This window comes from Caballeronia sordidicola (genome assembly GCF_002220365.1).
In the GTDB taxonomy this organism is placed as follows: domain Bacteria; phylum Pseudomonadota; class Gammaproteobacteria; order Burkholderiales; family Burkholderiaceae; genus Caballeronia; species Caballeronia sordidicola_C.
In genome coordinates this window covers 1-24,262 of sequence record NZ_MTHB01000215.1, presented here as the reverse complement: position 1 = coordinate 24,262, position 24,262 = coordinate 1, and the positions used below count along the sequence as shown (strand labels likewise).

Here is a 24,262-nt window from a genome sequence, read left to right as displayed (position 1 = left end):
GGTTGCGCCGAGCGTACTAATTTGGTGGTTGGTTGTTCGCGGATAGCGCGGGATGTTCCTTGGGCAGGTTCAATCACTGGTGGCGAAGCGTGTCAGAACCCGTGTACGGAGAAGGAGGGGTTCAAACATCGGTGGCTCTGGCGAGCACCGTGCTTTTGGGGCACCTATGAATAGAAACTGCACGCTGTGGACACTTAGGGTAGAGCGGTTAAAAGCGTTTTCTTTGCTTCGTTTCTTTGTCGCTAAGGACCAAGAAATGACGTGCCGCCACGCACAGTGGCTAATAGTGCTAAAGAAAACATCCGACGCATGCAGACCACTAAGGCAGAAAGCAGCAACCCGGCATTGACCCCGACCGCCAACCCCGGAACCTAGCACCCCGGCATTGACCCCTACCGCTAACTTCGAGTCCACCAAAACCCTGCCCACTCTCCCCCGACCTACCAACCGTAAAACCGCTCCCACACGACAACCTCACCATCCTCCAATAGCGCGTGATAAACGGGAAATTGCGCACCGGTAGCGCATGCATGATTCGGCAAGATCAACAGCCGCGTCCCAACCGGCAGATGGACCGAGATGTCCCTGTCGGGATGTTCCACGTTCGCGAGAATGCCATGCTCCTGGTTCGCGCCCGTGAGCATATAACCATCAAGCGGTGCACCATCGAGCGTGCAAGCCTGTCCGTAACCATAGTCCTGCGTTTGCTTCGCCGTGCCGCGATCGCGGCTCATCGCCATCCAGCCCGCATCGAGGATCGCCCAGCCCTTGTCCACCTGATGACCGATCACCGTCGTCAACACGCCGAGCGCCAGATCGCCTGTCGTGCAGACGCCAACATTGCGCATGACGAGATCAAAAAACACATACACGCCAGCCCGCACCTCCGTGACGCCTTCAAGATGCTGCGCCGCCAGCGCAGTCGGCGTGGAACCAACACTCACCACGTCGCACGGCAGACCCGCGTCGCGCAAGCGCCCAACAGCACGCACGCAACCCGCGCGTTCCTGTTCCGCCAGTGCGGCAAGCGCGTCGGGCGTGTTGAGATCGTAACTCGACCCGGCATGGGTCATCACGCCACCAAGACGCGCGCCATGAGGCTCACCGTTGCCATGCAGCATCCGCCCGATGTCGAGCAATCGAGATTCATCGGGCTGGACGCCGGAACGATGACCGTCGGTATCTATCTCGATCCACACTTCGAAATCTTCGCCATGAGCGCGGCCAAACTCGGCAACAGCTTGCGCAGCCTCCAGGTTATCGACGATCAGTTTGAGATCGCATCCCGCGCGCCGTAACGCCAGCGCGCGAGGCAGTTTCGATGCAACGATACCTACCGCATACAGGATGTCCCTGAAGCCTGCCGCGAAAAACTGCTCGGCTTCCTTGAGCGTCGACACCGTGATGCCGCGAGCACCCGCGCCGCGCTGCGCCTGCGCGACTTCCACACACTTCGTTGTCTTCACATGCGGCCGGAACGCAACACCGAGCATGTCCATCCGGCTCTGCATGCGGACGATATTGCGCTCCATGCGCGGCTGGTTGATCAACGCGGCAGGGGTTTCGATCTGATCAAGCGTCATGACGTGGACGTTCCCTTCAATGAGTTGTAACCGCGCAGCCAGGGCAGCAACGCATCGAGCGTAGGTGCTTCGAGTTCAGGCGCCCGCGCGCCTTCCACGAGCTCCAGACCCACGCGGTTATGCCAGTAAGTGCGCAAGCCGGTCACGGCCGTGCCGAACATGTCGTAACTCGAACCGGCGACGAACGCTGCATCTCTCGCGTCGACCTTCAGACGATCGAGCGCCATCTGATACGGCCGCGGGTCGGGTTTGTAGAAGCCCGCGCTTTCCGCGGTCACGATCACGTCCCAGTCGATATCGAATATACCGGCGGCCTGCTCGCCGAGACGCTTCGAGCAGTTGGTCACGATCGCCAGCCGGCAATGCGGTGCGAGCTTGCGCAGCACTTCTTTCGCGCCGCTCCAGGGCGCGAGTTGCAGCCATTGCGCTTCCAGCACGCGAGCGGCCGATTCACGCAAGCCGACCTGCAACGCAGCCTGGCGTACGAGTTCCTCATAGGGAACGTAAGCGCCGCAACCGTAGGTCAGCGCCAAGTATTCCGCGCGCCAGGCGCGGCCAGCGGTTTCACTGCCGGCTGCACGATTCCACAGGCTCCATGAATCAAGCAGGGCGGTCAGCAGGTCGAACAGCACCGCTTTCGGATAAGTTGGGGTAGATTGATTTTGCATGATGGAAGCGACTTTACTGACGAAACCCTAAGCTGTGTTTAAATTCAGGCACTTCTATCCTTAAGCAAAATTGAACGATGGAACTCGCTGACCTGAGGCTCGTCACCATGCTTGCGCGCTCGGAATCGTTGAGCGCGGCGGCGCGCGTCCTGAACGTGACGCCGTCGGCGCTCTCCATGCGGCTCAAGAAACTGGAGAAGTCGCTGGGCGTGACGCTCGCTACCCGCGACGCACGGCATATGTCGTTGACTGCGGACGGGGCAAGGCTGGCGCGCGAAGCGCAAGGGTTGCTGAGCGCTATCGAGGCTCTGCCGGACACTTTCCGCGATCAGACCGCGCAACTCGCCGGGCATATTCGGATTGCCGCGCCGTTCGGTTTTGGACGCGTGCATATCGCGCCGTTGCTGGCGCGCTTTGCCCGCGCGAACCCGGGGATTCGCCTCCAGCTCGACCTGCTCGAAACGCCCTGGCCCCACAGCCATGCCGCCGATATCGTGATCCAGATCGGGACCGTCCGCGACTCGTCCTGGAGCGCGCGGCCATTGCTCGCGAACGAGCGCTGGCTATGCGCGAGCCCGGGTTATATCGCGGCACGTGGATATCCGCGCGAGCCGCGTGAGATTCTCGAACACGATTGCATCTGTATCCGCGAAAACGATGAGGATGTGACGCTCTGGCGTGTGCGCAGGCGAAAATCGGACGCGGGCAGGAAACCGTCGTCACCAACCACGCTGCGCGTCACCCCGGCCTTCACCACGAACGACGGTAGCGTCGCACGCCGTTGGGCGGAAGAAGGCCTGGGGCTCGTGCTGCGCTCGCAATGGGATGTGGCGGATGCGGTCGCGGCCGGCAAGCTGGTGAGACTCCTGAGCGATCGGGATTTCGGCAGCGCACCGGTCATCGCGCTGGTGCCTACGCGCAAGGGGCGTTCGCTGCGTATCCAGGCGTTGTTGAGTTATCTCGCGGCGAATCTGGGCGCGGAGCCAGCCGGTGAGAGAACGAAAGGCCGAAGGGTCGCTGACACGGGCGCTTGACGTCTGCGTTCCGGTGGACTTTATAATCGAAACGAGTGAGATCAATCATCGCGTGCCGAATCGATCGTCACGCTTCAGGGAGTGAGCGCATGAAGTATTCGAACCTCGTCGAGCGCCTGCAAGGCAAGCGCACGGCTGCATGGGAAATCCACCACGCCGCGCAGCAAGCATTGCAAAAGGGCGAGGACGTCATCGTCCTGAGCGTGGGCGATCCCGACTTCGCTACACCCGAAGTCATCGTCGATCGTGCGGTGGCGGCGCTGCGGGCCGGCGACACGCATTACGCAGAAGTGGTCGGACGCGAGCCCTTGCGTGCAGCCATCGCCCGGGATCACGCGCGCGACACCGGCACAAGCGTTGACGCGAGCAATGTGATCGTGGTCGCGGGCGCACAGAACGGGCTCTTCGCAACGTCCTTGTGCCTCTGCGAAGCGGGCGACGAGATCATCGTGCCCGAGCCGATGTACCTGACCTACGAGGCCAGCGTCCGGGCGTCGGGCGCCACGCTGGTGCCCGTAGCGGTCGATCCGGCGAGAGCATTTCATCTGGACTGCGCGGCGCTCGAGGCAGCCATCACCCCGCGTACCAAGGCCATTTTCTTCGCCACGCCATGCAATCCGACGGGCGTTGTGATGCCGCGTGAAGATCTTGAACGTATAGCGGAACTGGCTCGCAAGCATGATCTCTGGATTGTCTCCGACGAGGTCTATGCGGACCTGACTTTTGAGCGCGAGCATGTGAGCATTGCTTCGCTTGAGGGTATGGCCGAGCGCACCGTGACGCTCGGCAGCTTGTCCAAGTCGCATGCCATGCCGGGTTGGCGGGTGGGCTGGGTGATCGGACCGAAGACGTTAGTCGATCATCTTGGACGGCTTGCGCTTTGCATGCTCTACGGCCTGCCAGGCTTCATTCAGGAAGCCGCGTTGACTGCGCTCGAGAACCGGGCGCAGATTGTGGCGGACATGCGTGAGATTTACCGGCGGCGGCGCGACGTCGTGTTCAAGCGCCTTCGTGATGTGCCCGGCCTGCATTGCTTGTTGCCCGAAGCAGGCATGTTCATGATGGTGGATGTGACCGGCACGGGCCTGGATGCCTATGAATTCAGTTGGCAGTTATTCCGCGCGCAAGGCGTTTCGCTACTCGATGCCAGCGCGTTCGGCGAGACGGCGAACGGTTACGTGAGGCTGGGTTTTGTCGTCGATGAAACGCGGCTCGCACAAGCTTGCGATCGCATCGCGGCGTTTGTTGCCGGATTGAGGCGGGCTTGACCGTCGGGGAAACCCGGTCGCCGTCGTGAGCGTGGCCGCGCCTGTCGACCGGATGCCTCGCCCAAGACATGAGCTTATTGTCGGCGCTGTGCGATCCGCGCTTAAACGGTGATTGGGCAGGGATATTGAGGTGCGACGATCGCTTGTACCGGTCCGCGAACCGACTGCGCCAGTCCGGGCTCGCAAATAGAATGAAATTATCGAAGATCGCGCTCTAAGTGAGATTTTTTCTCAGCCGACGGTTCCTATACTGGAGCACAGCAGGAATCGAGCGGACACGGGGAGAAACACGATGGACACAAGCAGCGCGGCGTTGGACTTCGACCGGCAATTGACGCAGTGGCGACACCGCTTTCATCGCGCGCCCGAGACGGGTTTCGAGGAACACGAGACGAGCGCCTTCGCGGCGCAGGTGCTTGAGGGCTTCGGGCTTGAGGTGACGCGGGGGATCGGCGGAACAGGTTTTGTCGCGAGCTTGTCCTGCGGCGACGGTCACGGTGTGATTGGTCTGCGCGCGGAGATGGATGCGCTCAACATCCATGAGCAAGCACCGGAGCGCGATCACGCGTCCGTTCGCGCCGGCAAGTCCCACGCTTGCGGCCACGATGGTCACATGAGCATGGTGCTCGGCGCGGCAAAGCTTTTATGCGAGCGGCGCGATTTCAACGGGACCGTGCGTTTCATCTTCCAGCCCGCCGAGGAACACGGCAAAGGCGCGAAGGCGATGATCGCCGACACACTGTTCGAGCGGTTCCCGGTCGATGAAATCTATGGTGTTCACAACATTCCAGGCCTGCGAGCGGGAGCCATCGCCACGCGGGCCGGCGGCATTATGGCGAGCGAGGATAATTTCGTTATCCATATCAATGGCCGTGGCGGCCACGCTGCGCGGCCGCATATGACCATTGATCCCATTGTGATTGCCGCAGAAATCGTGCTGGCTTTGCAGACAGTTGTATCGAGGAGCGTCGACCCCGGTGTGCCCGCGGTGATCTCCTGCACGGAGTTGTTCACCGATGGCATTCGCAACGCGATTCCCGGACAGGTGATTATCAAGGGCGATACACGCAGCTACACGCCTGATGTGCAGCGGTTACTCGAGAGTCGAATGCGCAGCATCTGCGAGGGTATTTGCGCCGCTCATGGCGCTCAATGTTCGTTCGAATACACGCATGAGTTTGTTCCCACGGTGAATACGCCCGAATGCGTTGCGACGGCGATCGCGGCAGCGACCGCAATTGTGGGCGCCGCGAACGTGGACGGCAACGTGGCCCCGATGATGATCTCGGAAGACTTCGGTGCGTTCCTTCAGGTAGTGCCTGGCAACTTTGCGTTCATCGGCAATGGCGCTGAGGGCGAGCCGGGTGCGACACCGCTCCACAACGCCCGCTACGATTTCAACGACGCCATCTTGCCCATTGGCGCGCGTTATCTAGCCGAAATCTCGCGCACGAAACTGCCGGTTGTCCATAGCCATGATCATAGCCAGAACCAGAGGAAAGTTTGATGCTGCAACATAACGCCAGCGCGCGCCGGGGGCGTTACGACGAATCGCTTCGCGACATCCTGAACATTCAAGCCGCCGATGAAAGCCGCGTGTGGTTATCGACGTGGGATGGATTGAACGCCGGTCCGACACCGTTATGGGATCTGCCGGATCTCGCTGCGCGGCTGGGCGTTGGATCGATCAGCTTGAAGGACGAAGGCCATCGTTCGCCGCTTGGCAGCTTCAAGGCGCTGGGTGCACCGATTGCACTGATCCGTTTGATCCGGCGCCTTTGGCCTGAGCAGGACTTCGTCCCGGCGAAGTTAACGGCCGGGCATTACAAGGCGCAACTGCAGGATTTCACGGTCATCAGCGCGACCGATGGTAACCACGGCCGCGCATTGGCAGCGGCTGCGCGCAGCATTGGTTGCCGGTGCGTGATCGTGCTGCATCGCCATGTGAACGATGAACGGCGACTCGCCATAGAACACTTGGGCGGGCAGATCGTACAGATCGACGGCAACTATGACGAGTCGGTGAAGGAGGCTGCGCGCCAGGCAGAAGAGCATGGCTGGCACGTGGTCTCCGATACGTCGTACGAAGGCTACGAAACCATCCCGCGCGATGTGATGCAGGGATACGGGACGATAGCAGCCGAAACAATCGAGCAAGGTGGCGAAGGTCCTTATACACACGTATTCATTCAGGGCGGCGTGGGCGGGCTGGCGGCCGGTGTCGTCAGCTATCTTGCTGAGCGCTTCGGCGAGCGGCGGCCGCTCTGCGTGATTGTCGAGCCGGGCGAGGCAGATTGTCTATTTCAAAGTGCGCTGCGAGGGCAGGCGGCGCATGCTACCGGCTCCGTCGACTCGATCATGGCTGGCCTTGCTTGCGGAGAGACGTCGCCGCTGGCGTGGCGGTTCCTGGCCATTCTCGCCGATTGCTTCATGACCATTCCCGACGATGCCGCCATCGAGGCCATGCGGATCTTGGCCGTTGGCGCTGAGCGCGATGTGCCTATCGTGGCGGGGGAGTCGGGCGCGGCGGGTCTTGCGGGGCTTATCCAGGCGAGCAGCAGCGCGGAAGATCGCGCTGCGCTCGGGCTCAATGAACGCTCGAACGTGCTGCTGCTGAACACAGAGGGTGCTACTGCGCCGGCGTTGTATGAGCAGTTGGCGGGGTTTCGTGCCGATGAGGTGCTAAAGGCGCAGCGACGCCGGCTGTCAGCTTAGGCGACTACCGTGACCGCGGGATCGGCTGCGGCGAATGCCGCTTCGCGATCAGCAGCAGGCGGATAGATCCACTGGGTGCAAATCTGCCGCTTGAGCGCCTTCGCTTCCGGGCCGACGAGCTTGATCTGACGATCCCAGCCTTCGGTAAAAACCGCGCCCCACGATCCGAGATCGAGACACGTCACATACACAGGCTGCCGATAAGGCAAAAGCGCTGCGCCGACCAGATCCGCCGCCACATTGTGGCCCGCGAACCGGCCCATGTTCATTGCGTGCTGGCATGACATGAGCGCGTGATTCCCCGCGTCGTCGGTAGCGGCGAAGGCGACATCGCCGGCGGCGAAGATGTCTTCGGTTCCCAATACACGCAGGTCCGCGTCTACATGCAAGCGCCCGAGCCTGTCGCGCTCGGCATCAAGCTTTTTCGTGAGCGCGTTGGCGCGCATGCCCGCTGTCCAGATCACCGTCTTTGCGTCGATGCGTTCGCCGGTCGATGTGACGATCCCATCGGTGCCGATGGTGCTCACAGCGGTGCCCAGGCGCAGCGTGATGCCGAGTTCGGTCAATGCCTGCTCAATCACAGGCCGCGGACCGAGGCCAAGATCCGGGCCGACTGCATCGGCTTGTTCTATCACGATCACGTTGACAGACGCCGTGCTTCCCAACACGGACCGCAAGCGTGCCGGAAGCTCGGTCGCTATCTCGATGCCCGTAAATCCGCCGCCTACCACGACCACCGTGTTGCGCGCCGGCGTATCAGGTTGATCGGCGAGCTTGCCGACATGTGCTTCGAGAAGCGCGGCGTCCTCGATCTGGTCGATGCTGAACGCGGCAGTAGCCAGGCCGGGCACCGGAGGACGAAAGAGCGAACTTCCGCTAGCCAGAACAAGCTTGTCATACCGTACCGTGAACGTGTTTCCGTCCGCGCCGACGGCCTCGACTTCGCGGGCCGCCGCACGAATTCCGGTCACGCTGCCCTGGATAAAGCGAATCCCCGTTGCCTCGAAGAGCGGCAACAAGGGTGCTTTCATGCCAAGCGGATTGGACTCATGAAGACGCGGCCGGACATGCAGCATTGGCTCGGGCGCAATCAAGACCACTTCGATCCGCTCTCCCGATTTGTTTGCGATGTCCAGCAGACGAGCCGCACCAAGCGCGCTCCACATACCGGCGAAACCGGCGCCGACTACCAAGATTCTCTTGCCGTTATCAGTCATTTTTCAATTCCACTCATTGATCAGTCATTTCACTTCGATGCCATGCGTCGTCGGCATAACTACGACTATAAATGTCGTAGTTAGATTTGGCAAGCAGGTACTTCGTCGATCGGTTTTTAAGACGATTGTGGCAAACCGGGTCGCATATCCACAATTACGAGCTTGAAATAGCGCATATGCGATAAATTAGACGAGACGTAGCAATTGACGTTGCTCGTCATCGGCCGATTGCATAGAATGTTGGAACTAGGATTTATTGAGTCGGAGATGAGATGAGCCACATCAGTTCGGGCGTCGAATATGCGCTGCACTGCCTTTTGTATCTGACCGACGCACCGGCCGGCGTGGGCGAGGCGAGCGTGCGTGACCTGGCCGAGCTGCAAGGGTTATCGGTCGACTACGTCGCCAAGCTTTTTACCAAGCTCCATAAGGCGGGATTGACCGTTGCCACCGAGGGCGCGCGTGGGGGATTCACGCTCGCGCGACCCGCAGAACGGATCACCGTGCTTGACGTTGTGCAGGCTGTCGACGGTCCGAAGCCGCTCTTTGATTGCCGCGAAATTCGCGCACGCTGCGCAATTTTCGGGGATACCGCGCCCAAATGGGCGACGAGTGGAACATGCTCAATTCACGCTGTGATGCTGGACGCCGAGAAGCGCATGAACGAGGTACTTGAAGCACAGACGCTCGCGAGTCTGGCGATGCGAACGGTTGCAAAAGCGCCGCGCACTTACCACACCGATATCGTCAAGTGGATCGACAATCGGGCGGCTAGCCGTTAGCTCGGTGGGCAATGACTGAGCGCGACGGCTTCGCGGGCTCGGCGGTTAATCCGAGAAACCGTTTTCGAAGGTCTTGCGCAGATAGGAGACAAACGCTGTCACCGCACGAGGCACATGCGACGCGTAAGGCCGGACAATATAAAGCTGTTCAGCGAACCCGCCCTTGGGTTGCCATTCCGGGAGTACCTTGATCAACTGCCCGGCGCGTAGCGCAGCCTGCGCGCTGAAATCGGGCAGCAGCGCAATGCCGAGATCGTCGAGTGCGGCGTCGCGCAGGGTCTCGCTATTGTTCGCGGAAAACGGCCCGTTGATCGGCACGGTTACACGCTCGGCCGCGGTCTTACGTCCCGTCGCGCGTTCGAATGTCCAGGCGGGCGCCTCTTGCGCCCGTGGATAAAACAGGCAGTCATGCGAGGCCAGATCGTGTGGCGAGGCGGGCGTGCCGCGCCGGCGCAAGTACGCGCGCGTTGCCACGATCACCGAGCGAGTTGGGCACAGGGTCCAGGCCACATGCGTTTCCGGCGCGGCAGCGCTATGGCGGATTGCGAGATCGAAACCCTCGCTGGCAAGCGAACTGATGCGGTCCGACACTTCGAGCTGCACGCGTACTTCCGGATTCGCCTTCAGGAAGGCTGACAGATGCGGCACCAATTGCTGACGCGCGAACGCGACCGGTGCGGTGACGCGCAGCTCGCCTCGAGCGATACCCGCCGAATCGCGCACGCCCGCGAAACTTTGCGCAATCCCCTCATATTGATCGCGGGTTTGATCGACCAGATGCTGCCCCGCCTCTGTCAGCCGCACGCTGCGCGTTGTGCGCTGCACCAGCGAAACTCCCGCTGCGCGCTCCAGTTCGGCAATCCGCTGGCTCATGGCAGCCTTGCTCACGCCCAGCCGTGTCGCCGCGCGCGTATAGCTGCCTTGCTGCGCGAGAATCGTCAGCCAATACAAATGAGTCCAGAGCGCCTCGACGCGTTGCGTTTCCATATCTTCATTGTTCACCATAGAAAACAATCATTTCAATCATAGCGCCTTTGCAGACGCGTCTGACGTTCTTACACTCTGAAGACTCCCATCTCATTCAGGTGTCACATCATGCAAAGCTTCAGCGATCGCGCGGACGTCGGCCACTTTATCCAGGGGCGCCGTGTTCCCGGCACGGGCACGCGTACCCAGCCGATTTTCAATCCCGCGACCGGGAAGGAAGCACGCACGCTGCGCTTGGGCGATGTCGCCGATGTGGACGCCGCCGTCGCAGGCGCGAAAAAGGCGTTTGTAGCCTGGAGCGAGACGCCGCCCATCCGGCGCGCGCGGGTCATGCTGCGTTTTCTGGAATTGATGAATAAGCACCGCGACGAGCTCGCCGCGATCATCACCGCCGAGCACGGCAAGGTGTTCAGTGACGCGCAGGGCGAAGTGTCGCGCGGTATCGACGTAATCGAATTTGCTTGCGGCATTCCGCAGCTTTTGAAGGGCGATTACACCGAGCAGGTATCCACGGGTATCGACAACTGGACGACGCGTCAGGCGCTTGGCGTGGTGGCAGGCATTACGCCGTTCAACTTCCCGTGCATGGTGCCGTGCTGGATGTTCCCGGTTGCTATCGCTGCGGGTAATGCTTTTGTGCTGAAGCCGAGTGAGCGTGATCCGTCGGCTGCGTTGTTCATGGCGGGGTTGTTGCAGGAAGCTGGGCTGCCTGATGGCGTGTTCAGTGTTGTGCAAGGCGACAAGGTCGTGGTCGATGCGCTGCTCGTACATCCCGATGTGAAGGCCATCAGCTTTGTCGGTTCAACGCCGATCGCGAATTACATCTATCAGACGGGTGCGCAGCACGGCAAGCGCGTGCAGGCGCTTGGCGGCGCGAAGAATCACATGGTCGTGATGCCGGATGCGGATATCGATCAGGCTATCGATGCACTGGTCGGCGCGGGTTATGGCTCGGCGGGTGAGCGTTGCATGGCGATTTCGGTCGCCGTGCTGGTCGGAGATGTGGCCGACAAGCTGATTCCGCGATTGGCAGAGCGGGCACGTACCCTGATCGTGAAGAACGGCATGGAGGCTGATGCCGAAATGGGCCCGATCGTCACGCGTCAAGCGCTGGAACGCATCGAGGGTTATATCGCGCTGGGTGTGGAAGAGGGTGCTTCGCTGGTTGTCGATGGGCGTGGTCTGAAGGTGCCGGGGCATGAAGAAGGCTTCTTTACCGGCGGTACGTTGTTCGATCACGTGACGCCTGAGATGCGGATTTATAAGGAAGAGATTTTCGGGCCGGTGCTGGCGTGTGTGCGGGTGAAGGACTTTACCGAGGCGGTTGATCTGATCAATGCGCATGAGTTTGGCAATGGTGTTGCCTGCTATACGCGCGACGGGCACATTGCGCGCGAGTTCGGGCGGCGGATTGAAGTGGGGATGGTCGGGATCAATGTGCCTATTCCCGTGCCGATGGCATGGCACGGGTTCGGCGGCTGGAAACGTAGCTTGTTCGGCGATATGCACGCGTACGGCGAAGAAGGCGTGCGGTTCTATACGCGGCAGAAGTCGATCATGCAGCGGTGGCCGGAAAGCACGGAGAAGGGCGCGGAGTTCGCGATGCCTACGGCGAAGTGAGGGGGATTTCGCGTCGCCGATGGTGACCGCTGTTCCAGCGGTCGACTGGTCGATTAACCGGGCAGTCGTTTGTCCGACCGAACGTCGAACGTTAATCGACGCGCAATCAGGCTGGGCGTGTCCAATCATCGTTTACGGGTGCGCCTTTGCTTGCCGGCTTGACTGGCGGGGTCGCACTCGGCCTGACGGGTTGTGTCGCAACGGGATTCGCGGTTTGTGGAGTATTTACTGTTTGCGGTGCGCTGTGCCGCTTGACGGCCTCGTCGCCCATACCGGCAACACTTAGCGTGCTGTCCCGCACGTCGACCTTGACCGGATCGGTTTTCTTCCACTGCTTCTTCGGTACCACCAGTTTCCACTTCGAATCCCGCCCGTCATCACGGAAGAATGCGACGATGCCGACGTACTCCGTGTCGTCGCTCATCGGCTCACTGATGCTTGCATTCGCATTAGGTCGAAGCACGAGATCCGTCGATCCAAGCAGGTCAGCCTTCAGCGCATCCATATCATTAGCCTGCAACTGCGCGTAGTCGAGTTGATCGAACGCTTGCGGCGACTTCAGTTGATAGATTCGCACCACGGTCGACAGCGATTGTCCGGTGCCGCTCGTGTTCGCCGATGATCGACCGACGAAGTCAAGGTTCATGGTTTTCACCTGCGTGGTGAATGCCCATTTTGCTGCGTCCACGGTTCGGGTTTTCACGGACTGGGCCACGCCGCATCCTGCGAGAGTAAGAATGGCGCACGCTGCGGCGGCGAGTTGCGTCTGTCGGATCATCGTGGGATAATGCTGCATTCCATTGTTTTTAATGTGTTGGTCGCGTGTTCGCGGTTCGACCGTCTCACGTGCCAAGTTGCACTCGGGTGATGGCGTCTGTTGCGTAGGGCCGTTCAGCTTGCGCGAGTTGGGTTGTATATCCAAGGCTCACCTGGTCTGATGAAAGCACGGCTTTTGGCATCAGTTCAGGCGCGACATGCATCTCCAGATGCGCATTCGCTTCGTAGCCGAGGTAGAAGCTCAGCAGCGCCATGACTTCGGCATGCACCTCATGACCGGGCGTCAGGCCCAACACCGATTCGGCTGTCGCTGGCGCGATCACTACGCGCGCGCAATTACCTCGGTCGTAGAAGCCGCGCCCCAGGACGCAGTTCTCACCCAGCGCTGTCGGCTCGAATTCGTTTAGCTGAATCCATACCGGATGGAATTCGGTGACCGTGATTGTTGCGTCGGGGACCGCGTGTTGCAGCACGCCCGCGAGACCTTCTGCTGTGCGCGTGCGCTGACTGGCGAGCCCGAGCATTGAGAGAAGCTTGCGGGTGCCAACGGTCTGCTCGATCGCCGGATGTCCAATCCCCAATCCGACAAGACTGAGCAGGTAGCGCGAGACGTCATCCGTACCGCCCTTTGCAAAGCCGGCCGGGAATCGATACTTGCGCCACGCTCGATAAAACTGCGTCGCGATCCTGTGATGGAACATGTCGAGAAAGCCCGACAACGGTTCAGCGCCGTCGCGGTTCTGCGCGACCTCGTCGATGAAATACGAAGGCATGCGGGCATCGACGCCGTAGAGGCCGAGGAAAGTCGTGCGGATCGCCGGTGGTTTCGATGTGTCGTCGTAGTCGATTTCAACCGCATCAATCTCTTTGCTTGGAAACCCAAGCCGAGCGTGCGAGCGAAAGCGCACCGGTTCGTTTGCTAGTGAGTCAGTCGAGCCAAGCGATGGCAGATTCGGCGCGGCGAGTTCAATCAGTTCACAAAAGCGCATGAAGTTCATGCGTGTCGCGTCGTGCAGCAAAGCGGGCAGCAGTTGACGCTCCACACGTTCACTCAGCACCGGAAACTCTCGATGAGGCACGTTCAAAACGGAGCTCCCTCAGCTTTGTTATCGGGCCACGTTATCCGGCGTCCACTCGGCAACGAGACGACAACAAGCTTCGTATAGATATTCATCGTCGCGTACAGCGCGAGGAAGCGATTCAGCATCTCGCCAAACAACGCGAGATCGCCGTCGCCTGCAAACTTGTCGCTGTTAAGCGTGACTTCGATTTCCACACCCCGCAGCAAGCCGCCCTTGACGAGCTTTTGGAGCAGCCGATGTTTGACATCGATAATCGCTTCGATACGCCGCCGGTTCAGTTCGCCATCAGTCCAGTCGTAGAGCGCAAGACTGCCGCGCAGGATTTCTGCATCGAGCAGCGAGAGATAATTAGGCGCCAGATGCGATAACACGCGCCAATGAAATCGGTCACCAGTGGGCGGGTACACCGGCAAGGTTGGTGCGCTCAGATTGCGCACAGCCCCTACATGTGTAAAGCCATCACGCATGTGGCGGATGCTGGATTCACGCAGCCCCTTGCGCGGCAACATGCCATTCGTGCCTGTCACCGATATCGACAAAACCTCTTGTGGCAACGTTGTCTGATGTTCCCAAGCATGGCCGCCGAGTACGATCCATGTATTGAAGCGTCCGGACGCGCCACGCTGCAGCCGCGTATGAAAATATCGCTCGGGCATCTCATGGCGCAACATGCCACCGCGATGCCGGAAGGCTGCAAACGGCGCATATTCGAAGCGCTTGCCGGTGCACGCTTCGCGTCCCACGACCGTATCGACCGAATAGGTTTCGACAAACTTGCTGCGCCTCTCGGCGGTGCGCACGCGATACTCGGTCTCGAACTGAGTCGCCGTGATCGGCTCGGCTTCGAGCGCGAAGAGATTGATGATCGGCGTGCAAAACAGGCGTACGTTCTCGGCGGTGAAGCGCATATCGTCCGGATACGGTTCGGCGAGCACGACCTCGACATCGAACGATGTTGCGTCGGACGGGATCGATTGCATATCGAGGCCGACGAGGTCCACGAACATGAATTTCTCAGGGAACGTGAAGTATTCGAGCAGCAGTTGATAGCCACCGAACGCGTTGTCGGCTTTCGGCCATAGGCGTTCGTTTGCCGCAAACCCCGCTGCTTCGAGATGCAAGCCGGGCATCGATTGCGGCATGCCGGGACGGTCTTGTGGATAACCTGGCACGCGCACATGCACCGCGATGGGTTTGGCAGTGAGCGCCGTGTATAGCGTCAAGGCAACGGGTCGATCGGCGTTCAGATAAAAACGCAAACGAGGCACGCTCAGATGTTCACGCCGCGCCTGGGGTTGCAGTGCGAGACGCAGGCGAATGACGGAGCGGCCATCTTCGCGTGAATACGCATGCGCTTCGGTTAGCTTGAGCGGATACAACTCAACCGGCTGTGTCGTCCGATACACGCATTCAATTTTGTCTTCGCCAATCGGATCGGAGAACACTTCAAGTCCGGCGGCGAGCGTGTCATGTGCTTGCAGCGCGCCGTTCGCGGGCGTGACTTCAAGAATCGAGACGGACGGAATCATCCGAAGATAGTGCGGCCAGAGCATGCTGACGAGACCTTCAGTCAACTCCGGGAGTTCGTCGTCGAGTTTCTGGCGCAAGCGGCCGACAAGAAACGCGAAGCCTTCGAACAGGCGCTCAACGTGCGGATCGCGGTCCCCGATGCGGTCGATGTTGAGCATCTTCGCCCTATCAGGAAACGCCTGCGCGAATTCCTTTCCAGCTTCGCGCAGATAGCGCATTTCGGCTTCGTAATAGCGCAGGACATCGTTGTCGTTGGGACTGTTCGAGGATTGGGTCACGGGTCTGGTCTTTGAAAGGCTAGTCGAGCGCAACGGCGCGGGCGGCGTCAATGGCGGTCAGCTCGCCAATCAACGTCTCGATGCGTTGAGCAAGCGCGGGCTTATCGGCATCCTTACGTGTCATGCGCACTTTGAGCAGGCGCATCAGGTGCTGCTTGGCTTCGAACGCGAGCAATGGTTCCCATAACGCCAACTCGAAACGGCGCGCTGCGGTATCGACGTTCGATAAGAGGTGCAGCGCCGTGTCTGGACGTTCAGCCCGTTCGGCGACGCGCGCCATGACCAACTGCCTGACAAAACGGTCGCGATCGCCGTCCTGCGCGGGCAGGCGTTGCAGAAATGAGAACGCGGAATCCAGTCCTTCCTGAGAGGCGAGATTGTTGGCCTTGGCTTCGGTGTCCGCCCAGTCTGTGCTTGCCGATTGCGCAGCGACTGGGACCACGGTTTCGCCGCGGTCTATGTCTCTGACAGTCGCGTAGCGAGCGATCCATTCGAGTGTGGAATCGTCTGCGAAAGGCGAACCATCGGAGAAAGACAGCAGGTGGAAACCGGGCAGGCGTTCGAGCATCAGCGCGCAATCGGTTGCGGCCAGATCACGCACAGGCGCATATTCTCCGCCCGCCTGCTCCTGGGCGACGAACGCGTAATATTGCAGGTCGAGCCAGAAGTGATTTGCGCCTTCAGCGAAGGCGAGTTCAACGCGATCGAGGAGTTCGAGCCATTGCTTTTGCATCAGCAAGCGCTTGAGTTGCGCGCGAAGCTCAGCACGTGGGGGCACGAGTCGCGTCTTGCTGGTTGGATCGCACGGAGGGACTTCGGTGAGCGTGTCCCATCGAATGCAGCGCATCAGGCGATACGCGGCGAGATACCCTTGCGGTTGTTCGCGTAGGAATGTTGCCATCTGACGCGCACGGTCGAGCAGGTCGCGCGTTGAAGACACTTCAGTCGGTGAGGGCAGCGACGCAGGTGCACTCATGCCGGATAAAGAGTCTTGCCGCGTGCTGTTCGATGCGCTGTCCGATGCGTTGGGCGATTCGATATGCCCCTCGAAGCGTCGATACAAACCGCTGAGGTGTGGCCGTGCGTTGTCCGGCCACTCGGCGGTGCGCTCGGTGATCAGCGCTAGCGCCGACAACGCGCGCTCCAGCAGATCGCCCGTCAGTCCCTGAACACGGTCGAGCCGGTCGGCGAAGGTCGCGCCGGCGAGCCATTCGAGCGCGGACTTGCGTGTTTCCGCGCGTGTCGGGAGCAGGTCCATATCGAAACGGTCAATCAGCGCCGACAACAGTTCAAAGCCTTCAGCCACACCTTGCGCGCCATCGCGGCGCATACGGCCGTAGACGTAATACACAGCCACGCGAGCGTCCTTCGCCGAATGCTTCAGAAGCCGTTCAGCGGTCTCGATGATCAGCGTGTCATTGACGTCCGACAGTTTTGCCACTTGCTCTTTGATCGCGAGGAAGCCGTCGTCGTATCCCGGGTCTTCGCCGACATGTGCTGCTTCGGTCGCGACATCACCCGGATGCAGTTCGATGATCGGCTGCAGCCATGCATCCCATTGCGATTGCGAAGAGCGGGCGAGATCGGACGGCGTGCGTGTGCCGAAGAGCGCGTTGAGGAGCTTTGAGAAAGTGATCATGCGGTGCGTGCTCCTTGCGGTAGGGCGACCGGGATAGCGGCCTGTGGTGATGCGAGGCAATTCATAGCGCAGCTTCCTGAGCAGCATCAGGCAGCGGCGTGACGGCGTGTTTCGCAGCGTCACGCGCAGCTTTAGGCAGCGGCGGTGGACTAGCGGATGTACGGATGTTCGCCCCATGTGCTGGCTTGTCGATGAACATGCGGTCCGGTAGCGTAAAACCCTTCAACGCGAGCAATTCGAGCGGGCCTTTGCCGACGTCGGTGCGCATCACGTAGCTCAACGGGTACGTCAGGTTCGAAGAGGCCGGCGTGAGCGGTTGTTGCGTCACGAGGCTATCGAGCGCGGCGTGTTCGGTCGATCCGCTGTCGTCTTGTGCGGAACCGCTCCATTCGTCGGCGGTGCGATGCGAAGGTTTCTGCACGATCGACGCTGCAGGAGTCGGTGCTGTCGCTACACGCACCGTCCGCGTATCGGGCTCCGCCTGCCATGTCAGCTGAAACGTAGCGTTATCAATAGGCTCGACCTTCGCGCGCTCCAGCATCCGGATCAGCGCCCAGCGGCCGGCGAACTCGAAGTTTTTGCTCGTGCCCGCCTGTTCGGTCTGCCATTGCAAACGCGTGCCGATGCTCAGGGTATCGTTTGACGGCCATATCAACGCTTGCCATCGTTCGCGCTGGTTGTAGTAGTGCAGCTTCTGCGCATCAATGGTCAAGACCGTGTCGGTAATGCCCGGCGTCGGAATCGGTTTGAAGTCGAAGCGATACTGCGGCTCGCCCTGTGCCATTAAGTGTCCGGCAACGCGTTGCAGCGTATTTACCGCTTTCAAAAACGCTGGATCGAACTGCAACGCGCCGCCACGCGTGTTGACTTCCACCCATTGATCGCCTTGCAGTTCCAGTACGCCGGCGAGCTGCGTGCTCAGGAACGTCGTCACCAGTCCGCCTTGGGGCCGGATGAAGCGAGCGAGCTCGGGAATGGATGCGTCGTTATCAGTGTTGTCGAATGGATAACGGCCCGTGAACGACTTGTTCCAGTTGGCAACGATCGATTGTCGCCATGCATCGTTCAGGCTCGCCTGTGCCGGTTGAAGCACGATCTGCGTAGCCTGTGCGACGGGACGCACGAAGAGCGCGTCGCCCATGCCCGACCACTGGGCGCCAAGGCTCGCCGCGATCAATTGCGGGTAGGCTTGAGTATCGGCGAGTTCTGAGCCCTTGCCCTGGAAGAGCGCTTGAGCGAGTTGACGGGCTTGCGCGTCGGCATCGGCGTCTGTGCCGTTGCTGATTTGTTGAAGCTTCAAGCGAAGCGCTGTCACGCGTTCGAGATAGCGTTGAAGGCTGACATCGCTTGGTGGCGCGTTGCCCTTAGCTGACGCTGTGTCGCTGACCTGTCCGATCAGGCGAAGCACAGGGCCGAACGAGGCCGAAAGCGGTCCCGCGTCGTTGGCGAGCGCCGCTGCTTGTGGATCGTCTTTTTTACCGAAGATGTTCTGCGCCTTAGCGACCAAGGTGTCCGATAGCGACGCAAGATGCACCCCCGCCGTACCCTGATAGTCGAGCGATTTCATCAACGCTATAACGGGTGACTGACGCGCATCGGCAAGCAGTTTCATCTGCTCGATAGCAGTGGGAATGTTCGGCGCGGCCTGCCATTGCAACGCATTCATGAACCCTTGCCAGTGCTCGGCGTAGTCGTTGAAATACTGCGTGGTGAGTGACTGTTCAAGGGCGTCCGTCGATGTGGCGGGCAGTGTTTGATCGGTCGTGTTAGCCAGCACCCAGTCACGCGTGACGTCACGGCCCTTGGCCGCTTCACTGATTGCCGCTGCGACGTAGCCCTCATACGCTTGCCGCGTATAGACGCCTGGAACGGTGACGCTTGTGCGAATCAGGCCACGCGTATCCGTTCCTGTTGTGAGCGATGCCAGCGTCTGGTCTGGATACTTGTTGCCGACACCGGAAAGGATGCTTTGATAGACGGTATCTTCGGAGTTACGCGTGCCGATCACCGACAACAACGTCTGGCGGGACGCGTTCACCAATTCCGGTCGGGGCTGGATGCGCCATGCTTCATGCGCTTTCAGGTGCGTCGCATAAAACCCCAGCAGCCGTTCCGACATATCCAGCTTCGCGCCGACGGAAACGTTTGCGTTCGTGCTCCAGTAATGCATGAGTTGCGGCGTGATGAATCCTGCATCGACGCGGCTCGGCTCCGCCAGCATCAGGTAAGTTTTAAGCGCCTTGTGAGCATCGAGCGCGGCGGCGTTCGCCTGGTCATCAAGCGAATTGGTGGGCATCTGGCTCAGGTCGACCAGCGCGGCTTCGAGGTTTTGCTGGATGGGTGTGATCAGGACCGATCGGCTCGCATTGGTGTAAGACGTCCAGAGCGCGGCGAGAACCGTGGCGTCCTGATTCAGGCCAAAGCGACTCCATAATGGCGGCTGATGGGCGACACGGGGTTCATAGCGATCAATCTGCTGCTGCAACCCGAGTAAGGCTTGCAACCGCGCTGCCGGGTCGGGCGCGGTCTTCAGCGCTTGAATCGTCTGCCGTGCTTCGATCAGGTCACGTCCATTCGTCATGCCTGAGACCGCCATACCCGCGATCCATACGCCAATCACACCTAGCGCGATGGTAGAAAACACCGTGACCGGGTGCCAGCCCATGCGAGCGCCGCGCTGCTTGCGAGCAACTGTCGCAAGATGATTCCATATCGGCAAGTCAGCGCCATCTAATGCGATCGGATCGGCTGCTTGATGGTCAGCATCGGTAGCAACCGGAAACGGCGCGAAGAATGCGCCGCTCACCGACTGATGCCGCGCCTTGCGATTTGCCAAGGACGCAATCATTGCGGCAAGCGGGGCGCTACGTGCGTCAAGTCGCTGGGACAACTGCGCGGAGTATTGGTCTTTATAGCTTCGAATCAACTGCCCGATACTCATATGCCCGATACGGCTGCGCAACTCTAGCAAGGTTGACTCAACCGCGCGTTCGTTGGCGTCAGGGGCGAATTCACAACCGAGCAAGGCCGTGCGACCGTTGTTGAAGGCGTCCGTTTCAGCGAGGTCCAGCACATACACCGGCGCGGACCAATGCAACACATGGGCAATACGCGAAAGATTGACGCTATAGGCGCTCGAGCCGCGACGTCGCGGTGAAAGGTCGTCGGTTTCATCGAGCACAAGAACGACAGCATCGATCGGACGAAGGCGGCGAAACAAGTAAATTTGTCTGAGCCAGTGTTCGTCGGGCCGACCATCGGGACCCGGCTTGCTTGACAATAATGCCACGTCATCGCTGACAAGCCAGCCCTTACCAACGATGTCAGGCAAGAACGTGTTGATCGTCGCCGCATTGCCCACAAGCAGAAAGAAAGGACGACGATAGCGCCACCAGACACGGCCTTCGGATCGAAGGGCCGAGCCAAGCGCATCGATACCAGCCAAGGCAAGAACACTCGCAGCCGGGGCGCGCGCGGCATCGATATCAGCCTGCGCGACAGGGGCCAGTTGCTCGCGAATGATCAGGTTTTCGGCCTCTTTTTCAATGGATGCCCGCTTCGGATAAACCCAATATGCCAGCGCTCCAAGCATGCAAACCAGTGCACTGAGAATCACGCGGTTCGCGTCTGCCCAACGGTAGATCGCCGTGTGATCGGTCGTAAAATAGAGCGTTCCCCCAAGCGCGAGCAATGCCGCGCCAATGAGCAGGATCGGACCCAGGTGTGTAAGTTTCTTCACGTCAATCCACATTAAGTTCGCTAACCATGCAAATGGCCATCGATTTTCCGGTACTTGCCGAAACGATAAGCTGCGAGCGGCAACGGCGAGGCGACGCAAGAATGGCGAGGCTCATTGCAATCCAGCTACTAACTGGCCCAGGGATGCCTGCGGCTTCGTCGAACCGGTTTTGTCGCATGTCTCGTTCGTTCGCAGCCAGGCCGCCCGTTGCTATGCTCAATGCCGTCAAGACATCTCCTTTGGCGTTCCCGTCCAGGCCGGTGTGCCAAACATCAATAGGCATGTCTGCCGTCGACTGCGCGAAAAGCAACTGCGCAACATCAACTTTTAGTGCTTTCACATTTGACACCATCGGGCGAAAAATGCCCGTTGCGGCGGGACCGCGTGACAGAACTGATGCGTCATCTGGACAGAACAACAAAGCACAAGCGCCTTCGCTGTACAACGCGGGGTCTTCAATGGATGAACGTTGTCCGGCGATCAGGAGGACCGGATTGGTTCGCGTCTTGTCCATCCAGTCGCTTATATGATCGATCGCCACCGCCATCTTTGTTACGACCGTGACTTCGATCTCGACTCCGGCCATTTTCAGCAAAGATGCGAAGACACTTGTTGCGTCAAAAACACGAACCTGCAATTCGCTGTAGGTTTGTGCGTCCAGCAAAAACTGCACTTCCAGCGGGCTTTTGGTCGTACTGATGTCCTGCACAAATCGTTCAGCGACGAGGCCCAACAAATGCGTCACCCACTGCTCCGCAGTGCTTGCAAATGACCACCCGAGCGAGACGCAACGGTCTAGGTTGACGGGTAACCGCGGGTTCTCGTCTAGCCATACGGACACGTTGAGACCGGGTGGGAGGAAGACGCTGGCTTTTGCGACCACTTTGGATTTCCGGGTCCATTGCTTCCATTCGCCAGCGACGCGTAAACGCGCTTTTTCCCAGACGTCGTGCCGAAGCTTCGCTTGCCCATAGTGCGTGAGGCGCGCTCCCAGCATGGCAAGGAAGACTACCGCAGGAGCACCAATGGCGAGCAGCCACAGTTCGAGTTGGCGGTCAGTCTTTCCGTGTGGCCAACAGTACAGCGCTAACGCGGCCCCGCAGACCATGATGACGATGAAAATCGTGATCCAGTTTCGCCAACGCAGCGGAACAGCGGCGGGACGGGCGCGCAGTGTGGGAATTGGCCACGGCATAAGTCAGCCAACCTGTGCCGTGGACTGCGTGGACAGCACCCAACAGCCGCACGCCGCCTTGCATAAATGCACGACCAGATATTTGCCGTCCCACATCATGGTTTCGTCTGCTTCGACGATTGGGTTCACGCCGTGCCCGTCGATTTTGCAATTCACCAGGTCGCCCAACAGCATGGCGCGCTTGCCGTTTTCGAAAAACGTCGACGTCGCGGTCATGACGTAGCCGTCACGATTAAGCGGATCGCCTTCGTAGATCAGTCCTCTGCTCATTCTCTCTTCCCCTGACTTTCTATTTGATGAACCAAGACGCGGTATACGCGTACACGGCAAACGTACATCCCACCCACAACAGAATGAACGGCACTTCCTTGAGCACGATCCGCAAGCGCTCCGATGCTGCCCCCTCCGGCGGACGCATCGCGCCACCGTCCTTCGCATAATCATCAATGTCCTTGGGCCATTTTGGTATCCGGTTGCACCGGTACGCGATATAGCTTGCCAAGTTAAATGGCAGGATTCCCCAGCCGAGCAGCATGCAAAAAAGACTCGCGAACACAAGGCCGTAACCGCCGGTTTCACCTGGGCGACGCCAATCGATGTTGCGAGCGAGATCGAGAAAACCGAAGAAGCGCACGATGTCTCGAAACACCGTTCGGTGTTCGAGATAGGTTGCGCACGATGGAAGATGCGCGGGGCCCGCCTCCATGAACTGGCGCACGTATTCGTACTGGCTAATCGCCTGCTGTTCATTCAGCGATGTTTGTCCAAGGCTCGCAATGCGCGGGTATTTGCCGTCGAACTTGACGTCACCTTCTGCATCGAGATCAACAAGCAATACCGAGCGGAACGTATTGATGTTGCTGTTGGCCGGCGTTATGCCTTGAGAGACTGGCGTCAAGCGATTCCAGTCAAGCTCGATCGGCGAACGCGTGCCGACAAACATCCACACCTTACGGCGAACACGGTCGAAGCGAAGCAGCGCGTCCGTGTAGCCGAAGAAGTCGGTTAGGAAGACGTTGAGAAACGCTATGCCCAAGGGGAGTGCGATCAACAGATCGGCCAGAAAAACAATGCCTTTCTCGACCGGTCCAGAATATGGAGGTTTGGCATCGAAGTACGTCGGTGTTATCACAAGCAGCACGAACAGCATTGCGCATAATCCGCAAAGACCCGCCAGCCCCATCATTCCCTTGAACGTATTCGCGCCTCGCCCGATCTCCAGTGTTGTCCCGTTCATCCGGTAGACGAGTGCATCGCCATTGGGCGCTGTCCCCGTGGTAGCGCGTACCGATCCGAGACCGCGCCACTGCCTGACCGCACGGTCTAGCGGACCATACGCACTGGCCTCGCGTATGCGGCGCGCCCACCAGCCCATTTTTTTTACTTCCGTGGTATTCATGGCGAACTTAAAACCCTGGCGCAAAAGAAGGATCTGGCACGAAGCCTCGCTTGACTTGCGCCGCTGCGTTGCTTTCGGGGATCACGAAATCAGGCCGGCCCGCCTGATCCGGGGAATAGCCTAGGTCGATTGTGGCAGTCGAATAAACCCGTGCATCGACGCGCACGACCTTGCTCTTTTTGCGGGGTGTCATTTGATAAACCATGAGGCAAACCATGCGTACACCGCAAAGGCACATCCCACCCATAGCACGATGAACGGCACTTCTTTAAACACGATCCGCAAGCGCTCCGACGTCGCCCCCTTCGGCGGACGCATCGCGCCACCGTCCTTCGCATAATCATCAATGTCCTTGGGCCATTTTGGTATCCGGTTGCACCGGTACGCGATATAGCTTGCCAAGTTAAACGGCAGAATTCCCCAGCCGAGCAGCATGCAAAAAAGACTCGCGAACACAAGGCCGTAACCACCGGTTTCCCCCGGACGGCGCCAATCGATGTTGCGAGCGAGATCGAGAAAACCGAAGAAGCGCACGATGTCTCGAAACACCGTTCGGTGTTCGAGATAGGTTGCGCACGATGGAAGATGCGCGGGGCCTATCTCCATAAACTGACGCACGTATTCGTACTGGCTAATCGCTTGCGCTTCGTTCAGCGAAGTCTGTCCGAGACTCGCAATGCGCGGGTATTTGCCGTCGAACTTCACGTCACCCTCTGCATCGAGATCAACAAGCAATACCGAGCGGAACG

At 59.7% G+C, this 24,262-nt stretch carries 19 protein-coding genes; 6 read left to right on the top strand and 13 right to left on the bottom strand.

The window, feature by feature from the left end; all coding sequences use genetic code 11:
- Nucleotides 1-440 precede the first annotated feature (440 nt).
- Nucleotides 441-1,583 carry a DSD1 family PLP-dependent enzyme gene (locus BSU04_RS30445; RefSeq protein ID WP_089164023.1) on the bottom strand — a complete coding sequence of 381 codons (1,143 nt, stop codon included), beginning with the start codon at nucleotides 1,581-1,583 and terminating at the stop codon, nucleotides 441-443.
- A complete protein-coding gene (locus tag BSU04_RS30440; RefSeq protein ID WP_089164022.1) occupies nucleotides 1,580-2,251 on the bottom strand; it encodes an HAD-IA family hydrolase in 672 nt (223 codons plus the stop codon). The genes BSU04_RS30445 and BSU04_RS30440 overlap by 4 nt, the downstream gene beginning before the upstream one ends.
- A 77-nt stretch (nucleotides 2,252-2,328) precedes the next feature.
- On the opposite strand from BSU04_RS30440, the gene BSU04_RS30435 reads away from it, so the two are divergent.
- From BSU04_RS30435 to BSU04_RS30420, 4 genes are all read left to right on the top strand, one after another.
- A complete protein-coding gene (locus BSU04_RS30435) occupies nucleotides 2,329-3,285 on the top strand; it encodes a LysR family transcriptional regulator (RefSeq protein ID WP_089164021.1) in 957 nt (318 codons plus the stop codon).
- Nucleotides 3,286-3,374: 89 nt separating this feature from the next.
- On the top strand, nucleotides 3,375-4,553 hold the full coding sequence (locus BSU04_RS30430) for a pyridoxal phosphate-dependent aminotransferase (RefSeq protein WP_089164020.1): 1,179 nt from the start codon (nucleotides 3,375-3,377) through the stop codon (nucleotides 4,551-4,553).
- A gap of 292 nt (nucleotides 4,554-4,845) precedes the next feature.
- The gene (locus BSU04_RS30425; protein ID WP_089164019.1) at nucleotides 4,846-6,060 is read left to right on the top strand and encodes a M20 aminoacylase family protein; all 1,215 of its coding nucleotides are present in this window, start codon (nucleotides 4,846-4,848) and stop codon (nucleotides 6,058-6,060) included.
- Nucleotides 6,060-7,268: a diaminopropionate ammonia-lyase gene (locus BSU04_RS30420; protein ID WP_089164018.1), complete on the top strand. Its 1,209-nt coding sequence runs from the start codon at nucleotides 6,060-6,062 to the stop codon at nucleotides 7,266-7,268. The genes BSU04_RS30425 and BSU04_RS30420 overlap by 1 nt, the downstream gene beginning before the upstream one ends.
- Here the strand turns inward: BSU04_RS30420 and BSU04_RS30415 are convergent.
- Nucleotides 7,265-8,485 (bottom strand): NAD(P)/FAD-dependent oxidoreductase, encoded by a 1,221-nt coding sequence (locus BSU04_RS30415; protein ID WP_089164017.1) that lies wholly within the window; start codon nucleotides 8,483-8,485, stop codon nucleotides 7,265-7,267. The genes BSU04_RS30420 and BSU04_RS30415 overlap by 4 nt on opposite strands.
- A 272-nt stretch (nucleotides 8,486-8,757) precedes the next feature.
- On the opposite strand from BSU04_RS30415, the gene BSU04_RS30410 reads away from it, so the two are divergent.
- A complete protein-coding gene (locus BSU04_RS30410; RefSeq protein ID WP_089164016.1) occupies nucleotides 8,758-9,267 on the top strand; it encodes an RrF2 family transcriptional regulator in 510 nt (169 codons plus the stop codon).
- Between the two features lie 45 nt (nucleotides 9,268-9,312).
- Here the strand turns inward: BSU04_RS30410 and BSU04_RS30405 are convergent, their stop codons facing one another.
- Nucleotides 9,313-10,254: a LysR family transcriptional regulator gene (locus tag BSU04_RS30405; RefSeq protein ID WP_089164027.1), complete on the bottom strand. Its 942-nt coding sequence runs from the start codon at nucleotides 10,252-10,254 to the stop codon at nucleotides 9,313-9,315.
- Nucleotides 10,255-10,362: 108 nt separating this feature from the next.
- Here BSU04_RS30405 and BSU04_RS30400 point away from each other — a divergent pair, with 108 nt between their 5' ends.
- The gene (locus tag BSU04_RS30400) at nucleotides 10,363-11,874 is read left to right on the top strand and encodes a CoA-acylating methylmalonate-semialdehyde dehydrogenase (RefSeq protein WP_089164015.1); all 1,512 of its coding nucleotides are present in this window, start codon (nucleotides 10,363-10,365) and stop codon (nucleotides 11,872-11,874) included.
- 106 nt (nucleotides 11,875-11,980) lie between these two features.
- Here the strand turns inward: BSU04_RS30400 and tssJ are convergent, their stop codons facing one another.
- From tssJ to BSU04_RS46705, 9 genes are all read right to left on the bottom strand, one after another.
- A complete protein-coding gene (gene tssJ / locus BSU04_RS30395; RefSeq protein ID WP_089164026.1) occupies nucleotides 11,981-12,652 on the bottom strand; it encodes a type VI secretion system lipoprotein TssJ in 672 nt (223 codons plus the stop codon).
- Nucleotides 12,653-12,716: 64 nt separating this feature from the next.
- On the bottom strand, nucleotides 12,717-13,649 hold the full coding sequence (tssG, locus tag BSU04_RS30390; protein WP_089164025.1) for a type VI secretion system baseplate subunit TssG: 933 nt from the start codon (nucleotides 13,647-13,649) through the stop codon (nucleotides 12,717-12,719).
- A gap of 83 nt (nucleotides 13,650-13,732) precedes the next feature.
- Nucleotides 13,733-15,541: a type VI secretion system baseplate subunit TssF gene (gene tssF / locus BSU04_RS30385; RefSeq protein ID WP_256983466.1), complete on the bottom strand. Its 1,809-nt coding sequence runs from the start codon at nucleotides 15,539-15,541 to the stop codon at nucleotides 13,733-13,735.
- Between the two features lie 19 nt (nucleotides 15,542-15,560).
- Nucleotides 15,561-17,180, bottom strand: a complete 1,620-nt coding sequence (gene tssA, locus BSU04_RS30380; protein WP_089164014.1) for a type VI secretion system protein TssA — start codon at nucleotides 17,178-17,180, stop codon at nucleotides 15,561-15,563.
- A 61-nt stretch (nucleotides 17,181-17,241) separates the two neighbouring features.
- Nucleotides 17,242-20,919 carry an ImcF-related family protein gene (locus BSU04_RS30375; protein ID WP_256983463.1) on the bottom strand — a complete coding sequence of 1,226 codons (3,678 nt, stop codon included), beginning with the start codon at nucleotides 20,917-20,919 and terminating at the stop codon, nucleotides 17,242-17,244.
- A gap of 1 nt (nucleotide 20,920) precedes the next feature.
- Nucleotides 20,921-21,664: a hypothetical protein gene (locus tag BSU04_RS47200; protein ID WP_144021397.1), complete on the bottom strand. Its 744-nt coding sequence runs from the start codon at nucleotides 21,662-21,664 to the stop codon at nucleotides 20,921-20,923.
- A 453-nt stretch (nucleotides 21,665-22,117) separates the two neighbouring features.
- A complete protein-coding gene (locus BSU04_RS30365) occupies nucleotides 22,118-22,384 on the bottom strand; it encodes a PAAR domain-containing protein (RefSeq protein WP_089164011.1) in 267 nt (88 codons plus the stop codon).
- A 19-nt stretch (nucleotides 22,385-22,403) separates the two neighbouring features.
- Nucleotides 22,404-23,513: a DUF6708 domain-containing protein gene (locus tag BSU04_RS30360; protein ID WP_144021396.1), complete on the bottom strand. Its 1,110-nt coding sequence runs from the start codon at nucleotides 23,511-23,513 to the stop codon at nucleotides 22,404-22,406.
- A 189-nt stretch (nucleotides 23,514-23,702) separates the two neighbouring features.
- A partial coding sequence (locus BSU04_RS46705) for a DUF6708 domain-containing protein (RefSeq protein ID WP_089164009.1) occupies nucleotides 23,703-24,262 on the bottom strand: 560 nt, incomplete at its 5' end.